We start from the raw sequence: 15,876 nt of genomic DNA, 5'->3' as shown, positions 1-15,876 counted from the left end.
GCGCTCCGCCCGGCCCTGCCCGGCCCTGCCTCGCCGAACTCCTGAGAACCGCGAGCCCCGCCCCGGAGAAACCGGGCGGATCCGCCTCTCCCGGGGCCTGTCGCCGCACATTCAGCCCGAAACTCAGGAGTTCGACGAGCAGCGGCCCGCGGCCGGCCCCGACACCTCAGGAGTTCGGCGAGCCGCGGCCCTGCGGCCGGCCCCGAGACTCAGGAGTTCGACGAGCGCCGGCCCCCACACCTCAGGAGTTCGACGAGCAGCGGCCCCCACACCTCCGGAGTTCGGCGAGCGGCCGCGCCGACTTCTGCGCGAGCGACGACACAAAGCCGCAACACGGCGTGACCAACGCGACACGACGCGCTGCCAAGGTCATGGCATACCCCCGGATCGCGGCCGAGAGGCCCGTGCGGCCGCGATCCACCACCCCCACCAAGGAGCCCTACTTGCGCATGCCTGCATTCCGCGCAGCCGCCCCCGCGGCGACCGCGGCATCAGCGACGTCGAGGCGCATCGTCGCCGCCCTCGTCGCCGCCCTCACCGTCGCGGCCCCCCTCGCCGCGGCCCCCGCCGCCGTCGCCGCCGCCCCGACGGCGGTCTTCACCCTGACCGTCACGCCGACGGCCGCGGCCGGCGACACGGTCGAGGCCACCCTGACCGCCACCGGCGTCTCGGACCTCTACGCGTACGACCTCGAGCTGACCTTCCCCGACGAGCTGCTCGCGGTCGAGGCGGAGGACATCACCGGCACCCCCGAGGGCGGATTCGACTCCGCCGTGACCGACGCCGGCAGCCTCATCCTCACCCACACCCGCCTCGGCACCTCGCCCGGCCTGTCGACGGGCCCGGGCGAGACCCTCACCCTCGGCGTCATCCCGTTCTCGACCCTGGCAGCGGGAACGGCGACGATCGACCTGTCGTCCGTCCGCCTGGTGTCGTCGACCGGTGAGGTCACGACGCTCGCGAACGCCGCGACCGCGCCCGTCGTGATCGCCGCCGCGCCGACGCCCGACCCCGACCCCGCGCCCGAGCCGCAGCCCGAGCCGGAGCCGTCCACGACGGCCTCGCCCGCGCCCACCGCCTCCCCCTCGACGACCGCCATCCCGGCCCCGGCCGCGAACGGCTCGTCCGGAGGCGACCTCGCCGTCACCGGGTCCGAGGCCGCGCCGTGGCTCGTCACCGGTGCCGTGGGCGTCGCGCTCATCGCCGCAGGCGCCGTGTTCGTCATCCGCCGTCGCCGCCAGGGGGTGAGCGAGTGATGCGTGGCATCCCCTCCCCCTCCTCCCCCCTGCACCGCGAAAGAGCGCCCATGACCCCTCTGACCCGCCGCCTGTTCGCCGGCTCGGCCGCGATCTCGGTCGCCGTCGCCGGCGCCGTCATCGCCCCGACTGCGGCGACCGCCGCGCCCGCTCCCTCCTCCACCGCCCCGATCGCGGCGCCGTACTACACGGAACTGGACCTCACGGGCGACGACCAGGTCACCCCCGACGACCTCGCCCTCCTGGCGAGCGCGATCGGGGTGGCATCCACGTCCCCGGAATGGGCGGAGGTGTCCGACCTCGACCTGGACGGCGACGCGAAGATCACCGCGTCCGACCTCGCCGCCCTGTCCGAGCGCGTCATCTACGACGACGGCCCGTTCGAGATCGTCGAGGCCGACGTCGTGTCGATGCAGTCGGCGATGAACGCCGGCGTCATCACCTCGGTGTCGTTGACGCAGGAGTACCTCGACCGCATCGCCGCCTACGACCGCGCCGTGAAGCAGGAGGGCGGACGTCCGCTCAACTCGATCATCACGACGAGCACGGTCGCGCTGAAGGCCGCCGCCGAGGCGGACGCGATCCGCGCGGAGCAGGGCATGACGAGCATGCTGCTCGGCGTCCCGGTCGCACTGAAGGACAACTACAACACCGTCGACATGCCGACCACGGCCGGCTGCGGCTGCTGGAACGAGAACCAGACCATGTCGGACGCCTCCATGGTCGAGGGTCTGCGCGCGGACGGCGCCGTCATCGTCGCCAAGGCGAGCATGGACGAGTTCGCGATCAACCTGACCTCGGAGTGGTCGGCCTTCCAGCCGGCCGGCGCGAAGTCGATCGTCTCGAGCCCGTACGACACCACCCGCAGCGCAGGCGGCTCGAGCGGCGGCACGGGCGCGGCGATCGCGGCGAACCTCGCCGGCATCGGTTTCGGCACCGACACGGGCGGGTCGATCCGCATCCCGTCGACGTACAACCAGCTCGTCGGCGTGCGCCCCACGGTCGGCCTCGCCAGCCGTGACGGCATCGTGCCCCTCGCCCTGTCGCAGGACACCGGCGGCCCGATGGCCCGCAGCGTGCTCGACGCCGCCGTGGCCCTCGACACCGTCGTGGGCGTGGACGCGAACGACCCCGTGACCCAGCGCCAGGCCGGTCTCGTCCCCGACACCTACACGTCGTACCTCGACACCGACGCCCTCAAGGGCAAGCGCATCGGCGTCCTCACGACGCTCGTCGGCAGCAACGCCGCCACCGGGAGCCTGTTCGCCCAGGCCAAGGCGGACCTGACCGCGCAGGGCGCAACGGTCGTCGACGTGGTGCTGCCCGAGGGCTGGGCCGCGATCGTGGGCGAGGGCAGCGGCAGCGGTCCGGAGTTCAACCACGACCTGCGCAACTACATCGCCAGCTACCTGAACCCGGCCGTGTCGGCGCGCAGCCTGCTCGACATCTCGCTGTCGCCGAACATCGTCCCCGGCCGCGCGACCAACCCGTACGGGCAGCGCGCCGCCGTGACCGAGGAGGCGTACCAGGCCTGGGCCGGACCGCAGGGGTCGCACACGCTGCAGCTCGCCAAGGGCAAGCAGATCGTCACGCAGATGATGAACGACCAGAACCTGGATGCCGTCATCTACCCGACCGCGAACGCCTACGGCACCATCAGCACCGCCAACACCCGCCTCAGCCCGAACACGGGTCTGCCGGCCGTGACGGTCCCGATGGGGCAGACGACGGAAGGCACGATCGGCGGCGTGAACATGGAGTTCCTCGGCCGGGACTTCAGCGAGGGCACGCTGCTCGGCTTCGCCTATGCGTACGAGCAGGCGACGCACAAGCGCACGACCCCGGCGGCCTACGGCCCGCTGGGCTGACGCCGCGCCGACGCCACGACGGCCCCGGGACCCACGGGTTCCGGGGCCGTCCGGCATCCCGCCCCCGAGGGACGCACGGCCTCACCACTCGTCGAAGTCGGCGCTCCACGGCGCACCGGAGTCGGCCGGCAGCGCATCTCCGTTCCCGCCCGTCGCGGGGTAGCTCGTGCGCATCTGCAGCATGAGGTTCTCGGTCGTGAAGTCCGGCTCGTCGCCGCGCCAGTCGACGGGGAGGTTGAGCAGCGGCAGGCCCGGGCCGATCACGAGTTGCGCGGTGTCCGTCCCGTCGGCGTCCCCGCAGACCGGCACCTCGACCAGCTCCGTCCCGCCCAGCACCGCGACGCCGACGGCGAGCCGCATGAGCGTCCCGGCGATCTCGGCGGTGGTGAGGAAGGACCCACCCGCGTAAACGATCCGACGCATGCGTCCAGTGTGCGCTCGGGACGTTCGAGGTCCGGCGGTTTTGCGCGGATTGTCCAACGGGATGCCACCGGGCACGGTCCGCGCCGCCGGTCAGCGCTCGTCGGGGCGGCGCACACGGACCGCGTTCCGCCACACCACGGGTTCCCAGTGCCCGCCCTCGCACGGCACCCGCAGGAACACGACGCGGTCGTTCGCCGCGTGCGCCCAGCAGGCGACGCGCTCGGCGGAGCGATGCGGCCACTGCACCCACGCCCACACCGGCCGCGGACGCTCGAACCATTCGACGGGCCCGGGTCCGAACGCCTGCATCGGCAGCGTCGTCGGGGCGATGGATGCCAGGACGCGTTCGAGCTTCGCATCCGAAACCTTGTTCGATACCACCGACCGGACACCCCTCTCTCCGGCCGAACAACAGAGTAATGCACCCGCGGAGCGACGACGAACCGGTTGCGCCGTGCGTCTCACCTTCGTAGATGTGTTCTTCCGCGGCATCCATTTCACACCGGACGACCCCGCGTCAACGGTCGTGGCAACCCGACGGGGGCCGCCGTAGACCGGAGGTCCCCCCGGAACGGAAGGCCACCATCGTGTCGACGAAAACCGCGAAGCCCGAGTCGCCGACGGACCTGCACAAGCGGTCCTGGAAGTACGTGCTGCAGAAGACGCTGCGCGAGTTCTCTTCGGACCAGTGCACCGACATCGCCGCGAGCCTCGTCTACTTCGGCGTGCTCGCGCTCTTCCCCGGCCTCATCGCCGTCTTCTCGATCCTCGGCGTCGTCGGTCAGAGCGACGCCGCCGTGTCGACGGTCCTGGGCATCGTCCAGGACGTCGCCCCCGGCGACACCGCGGAGACGCTGCGCGGACCCATCGAGCAGATCGCCTCGTCCCCCGGCGCCGGGTTCGCCCTCGTCTCCGGGATCGTGCTGGCCATCTGGTCGGCGTCCGGCTACGTCGGCGCCTTCAGCCGTGCGATGAACCGCATCTACGAGATCGACGAGGGCCGGCCGTTCTGGAAGCTCAAGCCCGTCCAGCTGCTGCTCACCGTCATCACCGTCGTGCTGGTGAGCGTCTGCGCGCTACTGCTCGTCGTCTCCGGCCCCGTGGCCGAGGCCGTCGGCAACGCCCTGGGCCTCGGCGACGTCGCCGTCACCGTGTGGAACGTCGTCAAGTGGCCCGTGCTGCTCGCCATCGTGGTGCTGATCCTCGCGATCCTCTACTACGGCGCCCCCAACGCGAAGCAGCCGAAGTTCCGCTGGATCAGCGTCGGCGCCATCGCCGCGATCGTCATCCTCGCGATCGCCACGGCCGGGTTCGTCCTCTACGTCGCCAACTTCTCCAACTACGACCGCACCTACGGCTCGCTCGCCGGCGTGATCGTGTTCCTGCTGTGGCTGTGGATCGCGAATCTCGCGATCCTCTTCGGGGCGGAATTGGATGCCGAACTCGAGCGCGGCCGCCAGCTGCAGTCGGGCATCCCGGCCGAACGAGAGCTGCAGCTCCCCCCGCGCGACACGAAGAAGCTCGAGAAGACCCGCGAGAAGGAGGAGAAGGACGTCGCCGAGGGACGGCGGATCCGCGAGTCGCATGGCGAGGACTCCGGCTCCTGAGGGACTCGCCGCGGGACGCCCCACCCGCAGAACCGCGCGCATACCACGCCCTCGGGTCATGTTCATGCGCCGGACACATGACGAAGCTACGCTGATGCGCGACGCGGCCACCGGTGACGCGACGCCGGGTCCACCGCCCCGGGGTCACGCCGTCCGGATACCGCGCACAGTCGTTGCTCATTCTGGGGGGAAGGCCGACTCGCCATGGCTCAGTTCCATCGCATCACACACGCGTACAGCTATCCGACGGGGTGGGTCCGGGTACCGCACAAGCCACTTACGCCCGAGCTGCGCGACGATCTGCAGCTGCAGGGATACACGATGGCGCGCGTGCGCCGGGGACTGTTCGGGCAGCGGGAGGTCTCGCTGCGACAGCCCGCGCCGCGACGCTGAGACGGCTCCGACCCCGAGTGCGGTGACCGGCCGGAATCCGACCGGTCACCGACGCTGCTGAGCCCCCCACCGTTCCCCCTCCGACGCCCCCGCGCCGGTTCCCTCAGCCTCGGCGAGAACCCGACCGCGCGCACACCATTGACGCCCGGAGCCGGGCGCGATAGGGAGCGTCGTCGGCGTGGCATCCCTTCTCCGTCCGCGGAAAAAGATCGACGTCGCGCGTGACGAATCGGCGACTCGACCCGTCTCCCCGGTAAGCGAACCTCGCTCGGCCCGCGGACATGATCCCGGGTCACGACGTACACGGGAAGGACACTCCGATGGCTGAGGAAAACCAGACCACCACGACGGCCGGTCGCGTCGACCGCGCATTCTCGAACGCGCCCGGCGGATCGGGCACCGCGGGCAAGACCACGATCGCCGACGGCGTCGTGTCGAAGGTCGCGGGCATCGCCGCGCGCGAGATCCCGGGCGTGTACGCCCTCGGCGGTGGCGGAGCCCGTGCCCTCGGCGCGATCCGCGACGCCGTGAACGCGACGGACCTGTCCCAGGGCATCAAGGTCGAGGTCGGCGAGACCCAGGCCGCCGCCGACGTCACGATCGTCGTCGAGTACCCGGCGCCCATCCAGGACGTCGCCACCCAGGTCCGCGACCACGTCGCCGACGCCATCCACCGTCTCGTCGGCCTCGAGGTCGTCGAGGTCAACGTCGACGTGAACGACATCCACATCGCCGGAGACGACGACAACAACGAAGAGAGCTCGCGAGTCCGATGAACCCCACCTACACCGGAGCCCTCGTCGGGCTCGTCCTCGCCGTCTCCGCCCTCCTGTTCGGCTTCTGGGGCTTCATCCTCGTCGCCCTGTTCATGGCCATCGGCGCCGTCGTCGGCCGCGTCGTGTCGGGTCAGATCGACATCCGCAACGTCGTCAACGCCTTCACCGGGCGGAGCACGTCATGACCACCGCACTCACCGGGGTCGCAGCCGCGGCCCCGGCGGGCGCACCGGCCGCCACGCGGGGTCGGATCGATGTAGCGGATCGGGTCTACCGCAAGGCCGCCGAACAAGCCGCGGCCGAGGCCATCGGCATCGACCGCAGCGACGTCTCCATCGACATCACCGGCTCCCGCGACACCGTCGTGGTCCGCGTCTCCGCCCCGTTCCCCATCCCCCGGCTGGATGACACCGCCGCCATCTCCACCACCGTCCCGGTGCTCGAGGCCGCCCGCGGCATCCAAGCCGACCTCCACACACGCCTCACCCGCCTGTTCGGACGCGACGTCTCCCGCGTGGACATCACCCTGACCGGTGCCACCACCCCGAAGAGAAAGCGAGTGCGCTGATGACCGACACCACCCTCCGCACCGTCGTGCGCCGCGAGACCCACTCGCCCCGCACCGTCGCCATGCTCACCGTCGTCGTCCTCCTCCTCCTCGCCCTCGTCTACGCCGGCACCGAGATCGTCCTGGCGGCGACGGGGTCGGCTCCGCTGCTGATCGCCCCCGGTGCGGCGTTCGACGCGCTGGCGGACCCGCTCGGCGCCTTCGCCCCGGGGGCGGTGATCGCCGCGGGGATCGTGCTCGCCCTCGTCGGGCTGATCCTCGTCGTGCTCGCGCTCAAGCCCGGACGCCTGTCACGCCACGAGATGGAGGCCGGCGAGCGGGCCGTCGTCGTCGACAACGGCGTCGTCGCCTCCGCACTGGCCCAGCGCCTGAGCGCCGACACGGGCATCGCCCGCGACGACATCGTCGTCGGCGTCGCCCACCGCTCGGTCGACGTGACGGTGCGCCCGCCGCTCGGCATCCCCGTGGACGCGGAGGCGGTCCGCCGCAGCGTCGAGACGGAGATCGAGTCGTACCGCCTGACCCCGAGCGTGCGCACCCGCGTGCGCATCGATCGCCCGAAGAACGGCGACGACGACGGCGCCGCGCGCCCCGCCGCGCCCGACCGTCCCACGGGGGCGCTGCCGACCACCGCCACCACCCCGGCGACGAAGGAGGCCCTGCGATGAGGAACACCCACCGCGGCGTGAACCGCACCCTGCTGTTCATCGTCGGACTGATCCTGCTGGCCAAGGGCGCCCTGCTCGTCCTGCTCGTCGCGCTCCCCGGCACCGCCGGTGCGTACACGTCGGTGACGGACGGGGTCCGCGGCTGGGCGGAGAGCGTCGGCCAGCCGGCCTTCAGCTGGATCGTCGTCGCGATCCTGGCGGTCCTCGCCGTCCTGCTGGTGATCATCGCCGCCGCCGCCGTCCGCGGTCGCCATGGCGTTCCGCTGCAGGCCACCGGCAGCGACGAGGGATCCGGCCGGATCACCGTCACCAACGGCTTCGCCTCCGAGGCGCTGCAGAACGCCCTGTCGGACCGCGACGAGATCCTCTCGGCCCGCATCACCTCCGGCGAGGTCCGCGACGAGCCCGTCCTGCACGTGGCCGTCACGCCGCGCCAGAACACCTCGCCCCGCGAGGTGGCCACGCACGTCGACACGCTCGTCTCGAACCTCGGGACGCTGACGGGCCAGTCCTTCCGCACCTACATCTCGATCCACAGCGGCCTGCGCGCGAAGCTCGCCCACGACAACACCCGCGTGCGCTGACCGCCCGGACGACAACGGAGACCACCATGCGCAACAAGATCATCCTCGTCGGCGGGGTCGCCCTGCTCGCGTTCATCGTCGGCACCCGGACGCCCCGCGTGCGCGTGAAGGAGCGCGAGTCGGTCGGGCACCAGCTCGTCCGGCTCTGGAACGACCCGAAGGCGAAGAAGGAGCGTCGCAAGAACGCGGAGCGCCGGGCGAAGCGGGTCGCCGAGCTCGCGGCGGAGCAGCGCAAATCCGCCGAAAAGCGCGCCAAGGCCCTCGCGCGCAGAAGTAAAAGTACTTTTCGGCGCCTGCGCAAGTAGTTCCCACAAATAGGTCACAGGGGCCACAGTTTTACCAGTACCCCTTCCTGGGGGTCACCTGGACGTGGGGGACTCGCCCACGCAACACCACTGAAAGGACACAGCAATGGGATTCTTCGGATGGATCATCCTCGGTCTTGCTGCCGGCGCCATCGCCAAGCTCATCCTCCCCGGTAAGCAGGGCGGCGGCTGGATCATCACCCTCGTGCTCGGCGTCGTGGGCGCGCTGCTCGGCGGCTTCCTCGGCAGCGTTCTGTTCAACGCTCCGCTGCAGGACTTCTTCTCGATCCAGACGTGGCTGCTGGCCATCGGCGGATCGATCATCGTCCTTCTGATCTACGGCCTCATCGTCGGCCGCCGGGGTGCGACCCGCTAAGGGACACACCACCACCGCGGAACGGGGGAGACGGCGCTCAGCGCCCTCCCCCGTTCTTCTTTCACCCGGCGGACACGGGTCACACCCCGGCGGACACGGGACGCCGCTCTCCCAGCGGCCGTGTCGGTGGGGCATGTGAACATGTTGCTATGACGCGACGGACGATCGACCCGCCTCCCTTCCCGCTCTCCTCCGAGGACGCGGACGACACCACGCAGGGCTTCGCCCCCACCTGTCCCGGCTGCCTCCTCACCCTCGAGCCGCACGTCGTCGGAGACCGCGCCGTCTGGCGCTGCCCCGGCTGCGGACTCCTCGTCGTCGCGTGAGGCGCGGGTTACGCTGACCCCGTGCTCGCCCAAGCCCTGATCGCCCTCGCCGCCGTCGTCTCGGCGGTCCTCGTGGGCTTCGTGGCCCGACGCGTCCTCGGGACCCCGGTCGGCTGGCCGCGCAGCATCGTGATCGGTCTGCTCGTCTTCGCCCTCGGCATCCCCTTCGCGGAATGGGTCCTGCGGCAGACCGCGCTGAGCGGGCCCGACGGCACCACCGTCGACACCATCACCCCCGATCAGGTCTGGATCGCCCTCGGGATCATCGCCCTGGCGATCGCCTGGATGTTCGCCCTCGGGGTCGCCGCGCTGGTGGCCAGCGAGGCCATCTTCCCCACCCGACCGCTGCCGAACCCCGTCGACCTCGTCCGCGCGGCGCTGCGGCAGCGCAAGCGCACCCGGCGCTACCTGCAGATCCTCACCATCGCCTCCCGCCACGGCGTCGGCTGGATCTTCCACGGCGGGCACAGCCGGGTCGAACGCGACCTCAGCACGTCCGACGAGCGCGCCCGGGCGATCGTCGCGACCATCAACGACGCCGGCGTCAGCTTCGTCAAGCTCGGCCAGGTGCTCGCCACCCGACGCGACCTCATCCCCGAGCCGTACCTGAGCGCCCTGGCATCCCTGCAGACGAACGCCACCACGCTGTCGTGGGACGTCGTCCGCGAGGTCGTCGAACGCGACCTCGGGCGACCGCTCGACGAGGTGTTCGCGCACGTCGACCCGACGCCGCTGGCCGCCGCCTCCGTCGCGCAGGTCCACCGGGCGACGCTGCGCGACGGCACGCCCGTCGTCGTCAAGGTGCAGCGGCCCGCCGCCCGCGCGCAGGTCGAGGCGGACGCCGACATCATCGGCCGCCTCGCCCACCGCGCCGAGGCGCGGACCCGCGTCGGCCGCGACCTCCGCATCGAGTCCGTCGCCCGGGGCTTCACGACGACGCTCCTCGAGGAGCTCGACTACCGCATCGAGGCGCGCAACATGGAGATGATCCGCGCCACGCTCACCCGGATCGAGCGGACGCCGGGCCACCGCCCCGGGCTCATCTCCATCCCCCGCTCGTTCCCCGAGGCCTCCGCGCCCCGGGTCCTCACGATGGAGCTCGTCGACGGGCGCCCGCTCACCGAGTCCGCCGACCGTCTCGCCGCCCTGCGTCCCGAGGAGCGCGAGACCCTCGCCCGGACACTCATGGCGACGGTGATCGAGCAGATCCTCGTCTACGGCGTCTTCCACGCCGACCTCCACCCGGGCAACGTCCTGCTGCGCGAGGACGGCACCCTCGGCATGATCGACTTCGGCGCGGTCGGCGTCATCGAGCGCAGCCGTCGTCAGCACCTGACCGCCCTGCTGCTGGCGTCGCTCAGCGAGAACGACGTCGCCGCGACCGACGCGCTGCTGCTGATCGTCGACGCTCCCGCCGACGTCGACCTCGAGGCGTTCCGGCGCGACATCGGTCTCGTGCTCACCACCGAGCACCTGGCGTCCGCGGCGACCGGGTCGATCTTCACCCGCATGGTCGACGTCATCCGTCAGCACCGCATCGCCCTGCCCGGCGAGCTCGCGTCGGCGTTCCGCAGCTTCGCGACCCTGGAGGGATGCCTCCGCGTCATCGTCGCGGACTACGACATGGTCGGCGAGGCGCTCCCCCTCATGCCCGCCCTCATGCGGCGCACCGTCTCGCTGCGCCGCCTCGCGACCGACATGCAGGCCGACTCCGCCATCGCCCTCGCGCGACTGCAGCGGCTCCCCCGCCGCCTGGACGCCCTGCTGACGGGGATCGAGCGAGGCTCGATCGGCATCACCCTGCGCTCCGAGGACGGCACCGACGCGGGCGGCGTCCTCACCCGGATCAGCGGCGAGGTGGCATCCACCCTCGTCTCCATCGCAGCGGTGGTGCTCGCGGTCGTGCTCATCATCTCCGGCGGCGGGCCGGTGCTCGGGGGCTCGGTCACCCTCTTCGCCGTGCTCGGCGCGGTGATCGGGCTGTTCGGATTCCTCGGCCTGCTGCGCGTCGTCCGCCGCTCCTTCGCGCGGCGCGACTGACGCACACGTCGTCCCGTCCGGACGCACAGCCGGAGACCCGTACTCTGAGACCATGGCGCGGGGAACGGCGGGGCGGGACTGGCAGAACGACGCCGGCGCGCGTCTGGTCGCGATCATCGCCGTGGCGGTGCTCGGCGTCGTCGCGGTCGGTACGGCCGCTCTCGCGCTCGGCCGTGACACCGGGGTCGACGAGGGCGCCACGGCCGCGCCGGTCCCCACCTACGGCGCCGGTCCGACGCCCACGCCGACCGCCGCGACCCCGTCCGTCGTCGTCATCGGCGACGACTTCACCAGCGGCACCGCGCAGAACACCGGACCGGAATGGCCGGCCCTGCTCGGACTCGACGCGGACGTCACCGCCCAGGGCGTCGCCGAGTCCGGCTACCTCGTCGGCGGCGCCGACGCGACCTTCGCGGACCGCGCGGCGGCCCTGCCCGCCACCACGGACGTCGTCGTCTTCCTCGGCGGCGGCGACGACCCCGTCGCCGGTCTGCAGGCGGGCGTGGAGTCGGCGATCGCCGCGGCCCGGACCGCCGCCCCCGAGAGCCGCCTCATCGTCGTCGGTCCCCCGTGGACCGGCTCGCCCGACGCCGTCGCCGCCAGCATGATCGCCCGGCGTGACGCCGTCGCCGCGGCCGCGAGCGCGGCGGGCGTCGTCTTCATCGACCCCATCGCCGACGGGTGGTTCGCCGACCGTGCCGGACTCGTCGGGGCGGACGGCATCCATCCGACCGACGCCGGGCACGCGCGCATCGCCGAGCGCCTGCGGCCCGTCCTGCAGGAAGCCACGGCCCCGGCCGCCTGATCCGGGATGCCATGAGCCTGACGCCGCGGACACGTCGACGCCTCATCTGTGCGGTGCTGGCCGTGTACGGGGTCGGGCTCGCGTTCGCGGTGCTCTGGCCCGAGCACATCGACAAGGACGCCGGCGCCGCCTACTCCTGGCTGCAGCGCCTCGTGCCGGTCGCGACCTACCCGCGTGTCGAGTTCGCCCTCAACATCGTCCTCTTCGTTCCGCTCGGCGCCCTGCTGGCCGCGCTGCTGCGGCGCCGCCGGCTCGCCGTCGTCGGACTCGGCTGGGCCGTGTCGCTCACGATCGAGATCATCCAGGGCACCCTGCTGCCGGGCCGGACGTCGAGCGCGCTCGATGTCGCGGCGAACACCCTCGGTGCGGCCCTCGGCGTTCTGGGTGTGGTCGCGGCGGAGCGCCTCGCCCGGCGCCGGGACGGCGCCCCGCGCGTCGCGGTGCCGGCCCACGGCGCCCCGACCTCTCGCGGCTGACGGCGGGCCCGCGCGCGTCAGCCCTGCGGGCCGTCCAGCAGGGAACGCACGTCATCGTCCTCGTTCAGCAGACGGCGCAGCTCGCGCGCTCCCTCGGCGGACAGGGCGATCGACACGTCTCCGCCGTCATCGAGGACGAGCCAGGCCCCGTCGTCATCCGGGCGGCGCAGCACCCCCACCTCGACCGTCGTGCCGCGACCCGGGCCGCGGCCGTCCGCGCGCCGCACCCGCGCCTCGAACGCGACGCCCGCGCTGCGGTGCGTCTCGTCGTCAGGGTGCAGGGTGCGACCGTGCGCCGTGACGCACCACGGGTGCGCGCAGGGAGCGGCGGCGGGAGAGGAGGAGAGGGGATTCTGACGAGACATGCCGCGACCTTTCATGCAGCTTCGCCCGGGGGAGGGCGGACTGATCGTTGGTGGGCACGGGAGAATCTAAACGCGAACCTCCGACACTCGCCGTCAGCGGCCGGCCGTCACCCCCGACGGGGGCTCGGGGATGAGCTCGGTGAGCGGGACGCCCAGCACGCCCGACAGGGCGACGAGGGTCCGCAGACGCGGGTTGGCCGGCGTACCGGGGTTCGACTCGCCCTTCTCGAGCTTGCGGTAGGTGAACGTCGAGATGCCCGCGTCGTGCGCGACCTGCTCCTGCGAGAGTCGCTTCTCGCCGCGAGCACGCAGCAGGGCCAGGCCCAGCTCTCTCGCGAAGTCGTCCCAAGGGTCGGGGGCAGTCGTCATGGGTCCAGCCTGACCCGGCCCAGATGCGCACATGAACATGTATACCTGCGTATTCAGCTGCGACCCGGGTCGAGGCCGGGCATCTCACCCGTTCTTTCGCCCGCGATTCCGCAGCCGCCGACGCCGGCCCACGACGAGCCGCACGACCACGAGCACCGCGATGACGACGGCCACCACCGGCAGCGTCACCGGCACCCCCGCCCCGCGCAGCACCGACACCAGCACGACCACGGCGACCACGGGGGCCAACCAGACGGCGATCTGCCAGAGGCGTCGAGGAGTCACGGAGCCCACGCTAGTCCCGCCGACCGTCCCTCGCCCTGCTTCACCCGGTCCACCGGGAGGATGACGCGGGGCACGCGATGTCGTCCGCGGAGCCGACGCGGGCCGGGCACCCCCGTTCCTACCGTGGGAACCATGACCACTCCGATGACCGACGGCGACTACGCCGCCCGCGCAGAACAGCTGACCAAGACTTACGGCGACGGCGAGAACGCCGTCCACGCCCTCGACGGGGTGAGCCTCGCGGTGCGCCGCGGCGAGTTCGTCGCCATCATGGGCCCGTCCGGGTCGGGCAAGTCCACCCTGATGCACATGATGGCGGGTCTCGACGCCCCCACGAGCGGGCGCGTCTGGCTCGGCTCGCAGCAGATCACCGGCCTCTCCGACCACGAGCTCACCGTCCTCCGGCGACGTCGCGTCGGCTTCGTCTTCCAGTCGTTCAACCTCGTGCCGACTCTGACCGCCCGCGAGAACATCCTGCTCCCGTTCGATCTCGACGGGCGCCGCCCGTCCTCCAGCGAGCAGGCCCGCATCGACCACCTCGTGCACGCCCTGGGCCTGGTCGAGCGCGTGCACCACCGCCCCGACCAGCTCAGCGGCGGCCAGCAGCAGCGCGTGGCCATCGCCCGCGCCCTCGCGACGGCGCCCGACCTCGTCTTCGCGGACGAGCCGACGGGCAACCTCGACTCCCGCTCGAGCCGCGAGGTGCTGACCCTGCTGCGCACCGCGTCGCGGGAGTTCGGCCAGTCGATCGCCATGGTCACGCACGACCCGGTGGCCGCCTCCCGCGCCGACCGCGTCGTGTTCGTGGGCGACGGGCGCATCGTCGCCGACAAGCCCGCACAGACGGCCGAGCAGATCTCGGCGTTCATGCTCCGCGCCGAGGGGGTGACGGCATGACCGTCGCGGTCCGCACGCTCGGCTCCGTCGCACCGAGCCGGCCCGCCGTCGCGCGGCCGCAGAGCTGGATCCGGGAGCGCGGGATGGGGGCCACCATCCTCGTCGCGGCGATCTCGGCCGCGTTCGGCGTCATGCTGCTCTCGGCGATCGAGTACGTCTCCGCGGTGATCCGGGCGATCCCGGAAGCGGAGGACAGCAACACCGTCCGCACCACCCTGACGATCGTGGGCATCGTGTTCATCGCCATCGCGATGTACGTCGGCGGGATGGTGACCGCGAACACGTTCAGCACGGTGGTGGCCGGGCGCGTGCGGCGCATCGCTCTCCTGCGCCTGCTCGGGTCCTCCGCGCGCCGGGAGCGCACGACCATCGCGCGCCAAGGGCTGATCCTCGGGGCCATCGGCGCCGTCCTCGGCCTGCTCGGGGGACTCCTGGTGTCCGTCCTCGCCTTCCGTCTCGCGTCGGCCGCATGGAACGTCGACCCCGCCTGGAACGTCCTGCGCCCCGACCTGGTCGCCCCCGTGCTCGCGGTCATCGCCGTCACCTGGCTGGCCGCGTGGACCGGCTCCCGCCGCGTCATCGCCGTCACCCCGCTGCAGGCGCTGTCGCAGGCGGCCGAGCCCTCGCGCGACGCCGTGCGCTCCCGTCGGGGACGCCACGTCGCCGCCCTCTCGCTGTTCCTCGTGGGTCTCGGCATCCTGGGCCTCGGTCTGCTGCTCGGTCTCGTCTCCCCGTTCGGCCTGCTCATCGCCGTTCCGGGCGGCGCGCTCTCGTTCGGCGGCGTCGCGCTCGGATCGACGCTGTTCGTCCCGCCCGCCCTGCGGGCCGTGGGCCGCCTGTTCGGGCGGAGCGCCGTCGCGCGCATGGCCGCGGCGAACGCGGTGCGCTACTCGGAGCGGTCCTCGCGCATGGTCGTCGGGGTCGTGATGGGCGTCGGTCTGGTGACCCTGTTCGCCGTCGGCGGCCAGAGCTCGGTGCAGTTCCTGCAGCGCGTGAGCCCGGACGACCTGCCGGACGTGGTGGTGCAGGCCATCGACATCTTCACCGCCGTGACCATGGGACTGGTGGCCGTCTCGGCCGTCATCGCCGCCGTCGGCGTCGTCAACCTGCTCACCCTCGGTGTGCTGCAGCGCCGCCGCGAGTTCGGCCTGCTGCGGGCGCTCGGACTGTCGCAGGGTCAGGTGCGCGGCATGGTGCTGCTGGAGTCCGTGCACGTCGTCGTCACCGCCGTGGGCCTCGGCCTGCTCCTCGGGACCTTCTACGGCTGGGCCGGCGCGCAGGCGCTGTGGGGATGGGTGCCGCTGCAGGCGCACCTCGGGGGTCCCGCGTTCATCGTCCCCGCCATCCCGCCGGTCACCGTGGCCATCGTGGTCGCGGCCACCGCGGTGCTCACCGTCGTGGCATCCGTCGTCCCGACCCGGCTGGCGACCCGGATCTCGCCCGTCCGCGCCCTCGCCTGACCGTCCGCCGAGCGCCGCCTCCCTGGGGG

The 15,876-nt window shown here is 72.2% G+C and carries 22 protein-coding genes; 17 read left to right on the top strand and 5 right to left on the bottom strand.

The features are described 5' to 3' along the window. Window positions 1–449: 449 nt before the first annotated feature. Window positions 450–1,256, top strand: a complete 807-nt coding sequence (locus MRBLMI1_RS07100; protein ID WP_367728848.1) for a cohesin domain-containing protein — start codon at window positions 450–452, stop codon at window positions 1,254–1,256. Between the two features lie 50 nt (window positions 1,257–1,306). Next, window positions 1,307–3,124: an amidase family protein gene (locus tag MRBLMI1_RS07095; protein WP_367728845.1), complete on the top strand. Its 1,818-nt coding sequence runs from the start codon at window positions 1,307–1,309 to the stop codon at window positions 3,122–3,124. Between the two features lie 81 nt (window positions 3,125–3,205). Here MRBLMI1_RS07095 and MRBLMI1_RS07090 read toward each other — a convergent pair whose 3' ends face one another. Both MRBLMI1_RS07090 and MRBLMI1_RS07085 read right to left on the bottom strand, forming a co-directional pair. After that, on the bottom strand, window positions 3,206–3,547 hold the full coding sequence (locus MRBLMI1_RS07090) for a hypothetical protein (protein ID WP_367728843.1): 342 nt from the start codon (window positions 3,545–3,547) through the stop codon (window positions 3,206–3,208). 90 nt (window positions 3,548–3,637) lie between these two features. Next, a complete protein-coding gene (locus MRBLMI1_RS07085) occupies window positions 3,638–3,928 on the bottom strand; it encodes a hypothetical protein (protein WP_367728842.1) in 291 nt (96 codons plus the stop codon). A 206-nt stretch (window positions 3,929–4,134) separates the two neighbouring features. Here MRBLMI1_RS07085 and MRBLMI1_RS07080 point away from each other — a divergent pair, with 206 nt between their 5' ends. The 13 genes from MRBLMI1_RS07080 (at window position 4,135) to MRBLMI1_RS07020 (ending at window position 12,471) form a co-directional block, all read left to right on the top strand. Next, entirely contained in the window at window positions 4,135–5,154 is a 1,020-nt protein-coding gene (locus tag MRBLMI1_RS07080; RefSeq protein ID WP_367728841.1) for a YihY/virulence factor BrkB family protein, read from the top strand. 204 nt (window positions 5,155–5,358) lie between these two features. Continuing rightward, window positions 5,359–5,547, top strand: coding sequence for an alternative tryptophan synthase beta-subunit (locus MRBLMI1_RS07075; RefSeq protein WP_367728840.1), 189 nt, complete (start codon window positions 5,359–5,361; stop codon window positions 5,545–5,547). A gap of 320 nt (window positions 5,548–5,867) precedes the next feature. Continuing rightward, window positions 5,868–6,323, top strand: coding sequence for an Asp23/Gls24 family envelope stress response protein (locus tag MRBLMI1_RS07070; protein ID WP_367728839.1), 456 nt, complete (start codon window positions 5,868–5,870; stop codon window positions 6,321–6,323). Continuing rightward, the gene (locus MRBLMI1_RS07065; protein WP_367728838.1) at window positions 6,320–6,508 is read left to right on the top strand and encodes a DUF2273 domain-containing protein; all 189 of its coding nucleotides are present in this window, start codon (window positions 6,320–6,322) and stop codon (window positions 6,506–6,508) included. The genes MRBLMI1_RS07070 and MRBLMI1_RS07065 overlap by 4 nt, the downstream gene beginning before the upstream one ends. Further along, window positions 6,505–6,891 carry a hypothetical protein gene (locus MRBLMI1_RS07060; RefSeq protein WP_367728837.1) on the top strand — a complete coding sequence of 129 codons (387 nt, stop codon included), beginning with the start codon at window positions 6,505–6,507 and terminating at the stop codon, window positions 6,889–6,891. The genes MRBLMI1_RS07065 and MRBLMI1_RS07060 overlap by 4 nt, the downstream gene beginning before the upstream one ends. Continuing rightward, the gene (locus MRBLMI1_RS07055) at window positions 6,891–7,559 is read left to right on the top strand and encodes a DUF6286 domain-containing protein (RefSeq protein WP_367728836.1); all 669 of its coding nucleotides are present in this window, start codon (window positions 6,891–6,893) and stop codon (window positions 7,557–7,559) included. The genes MRBLMI1_RS07060 and MRBLMI1_RS07055 overlap by 1 nt, the downstream gene beginning before the upstream one ends. Then, the gene (locus MRBLMI1_RS07050; protein ID WP_367728835.1) at window positions 7,556–8,143 is read left to right on the top strand and encodes a hypothetical protein; all 588 of its coding nucleotides are present in this window, start codon (window positions 7,556–7,558) and stop codon (window positions 8,141–8,143) included. Before MRBLMI1_RS07055 ends, MRBLMI1_RS07050 begins: the two co-directional genes overlap by 4 nt. Before the next feature lie 26 nt (window positions 8,144–8,169). After that, entirely contained in the window at window positions 8,170–8,448 is a 279-nt protein-coding gene (locus MRBLMI1_RS07045) for a hypothetical protein (protein WP_367728834.1), read from the top strand. 106 nt (window positions 8,449–8,554) lie between these two features. Beyond that, on the top strand, window positions 8,555–8,824 hold the full coding sequence (locus tag MRBLMI1_RS07040; RefSeq protein WP_367728833.1) for a GlsB/YeaQ/YmgE family stress response membrane protein: 270 nt from the start codon (window positions 8,555–8,557) through the stop codon (window positions 8,822–8,824). Between the two features lie 149 nt (window positions 8,825–8,973). After that, window positions 8,974–9,150 (top strand): hypothetical protein, encoded by a 177-nt coding sequence (locus MRBLMI1_RS07035; RefSeq protein ID WP_367728832.1) that lies wholly within the window; start codon window positions 8,974–8,976, stop codon window positions 9,148–9,150. Window positions 9,151–9,171: 21 nt separating this feature from the next. Continuing rightward, entirely contained in the window at window positions 9,172–11,190 is a 2,019-nt protein-coding gene (locus tag MRBLMI1_RS07030; RefSeq protein ID WP_367728831.1) for an ABC1 kinase family protein, read from the top strand. Between the two features lie 52 nt (window positions 11,191–11,242). Then, entirely contained in the window at window positions 11,243–11,995 is a 753-nt protein-coding gene (locus MRBLMI1_RS07025; protein ID WP_367728830.1) for an SGNH/GDSL hydrolase family protein, read from the top strand. Window positions 11,996–12,006: 11 nt separating this feature from the next. After that, entirely contained in the window at window positions 12,007–12,471 is a 465-nt protein-coding gene (locus tag MRBLMI1_RS07020) for a VanZ family protein (RefSeq protein WP_367728829.1), read from the top strand. Window positions 12,472–12,488: 17 nt separating this feature from the next. Here MRBLMI1_RS07020 and MRBLMI1_RS07015 read toward each other — a convergent pair whose 3' ends face one another. The 3 genes from MRBLMI1_RS07015 to MRBLMI1_RS07005 all read right to left on the bottom strand — a co-directional run bounded on the left by MRBLMI1_RS07015 (window position 12,489) and on the right by MRBLMI1_RS07005 (window position 13,490). Then, on the bottom strand, window positions 12,489–12,836 hold the full coding sequence (locus MRBLMI1_RS07015) for a DUF6907 domain-containing protein (protein WP_367728828.1): 348 nt from the start codon (window positions 12,834–12,836) through the stop codon (window positions 12,489–12,491). 93 nt (window positions 12,837–12,929) lie between these two features. Further along, window positions 12,930–13,205, bottom strand: coding sequence for a helix-turn-helix domain-containing protein (locus MRBLMI1_RS07010; protein WP_367728827.1), 276 nt, complete (start codon window positions 13,203–13,205; stop codon window positions 12,930–12,932). Window positions 13,206–13,289: 84 nt separating this feature from the next. After that, entirely contained in the window at window positions 13,290–13,490 is a 201-nt protein-coding gene (locus MRBLMI1_RS07005; RefSeq protein WP_367728825.1) for a hypothetical protein, read from the bottom strand. 132 nt (window positions 13,491–13,622) lie between these two features. On the opposite strand from MRBLMI1_RS07005, the gene MRBLMI1_RS07000 reads away from it, so the two are divergent. Further along, window positions 13,623–14,387: an ABC transporter ATP-binding protein gene (locus MRBLMI1_RS07000; RefSeq protein WP_367728823.1), complete on the top strand. Its 765-nt coding sequence runs from the start codon at window positions 13,623–13,625 to the stop codon at window positions 14,385–14,387. Continuing rightward, window positions 14,384–15,847 (top strand): ABC transporter permease, encoded by a 1,464-nt coding sequence (locus tag MRBLMI1_RS06995; protein WP_367728820.1) that lies wholly within the window; start codon window positions 14,384–14,386, stop codon window positions 15,845–15,847. Before MRBLMI1_RS07000 ends, MRBLMI1_RS06995 begins: the two co-directional genes overlap by 4 nt. Window positions 15,848–15,876: the final 29 nt, after the last annotated feature.

The organism is Microbacterium sp. LMI1-1-1.1 (genome assembly GCF_040815675.1).
GTDB lineage: Bacteria > Actinomycetota > Actinomycetes > Actinomycetales > Microbacteriaceae > Microbacterium.
Note: the sequence above shows the minus strand (reverse complement) of the source record. Positions and strands in the feature narration are given on the sequence as shown.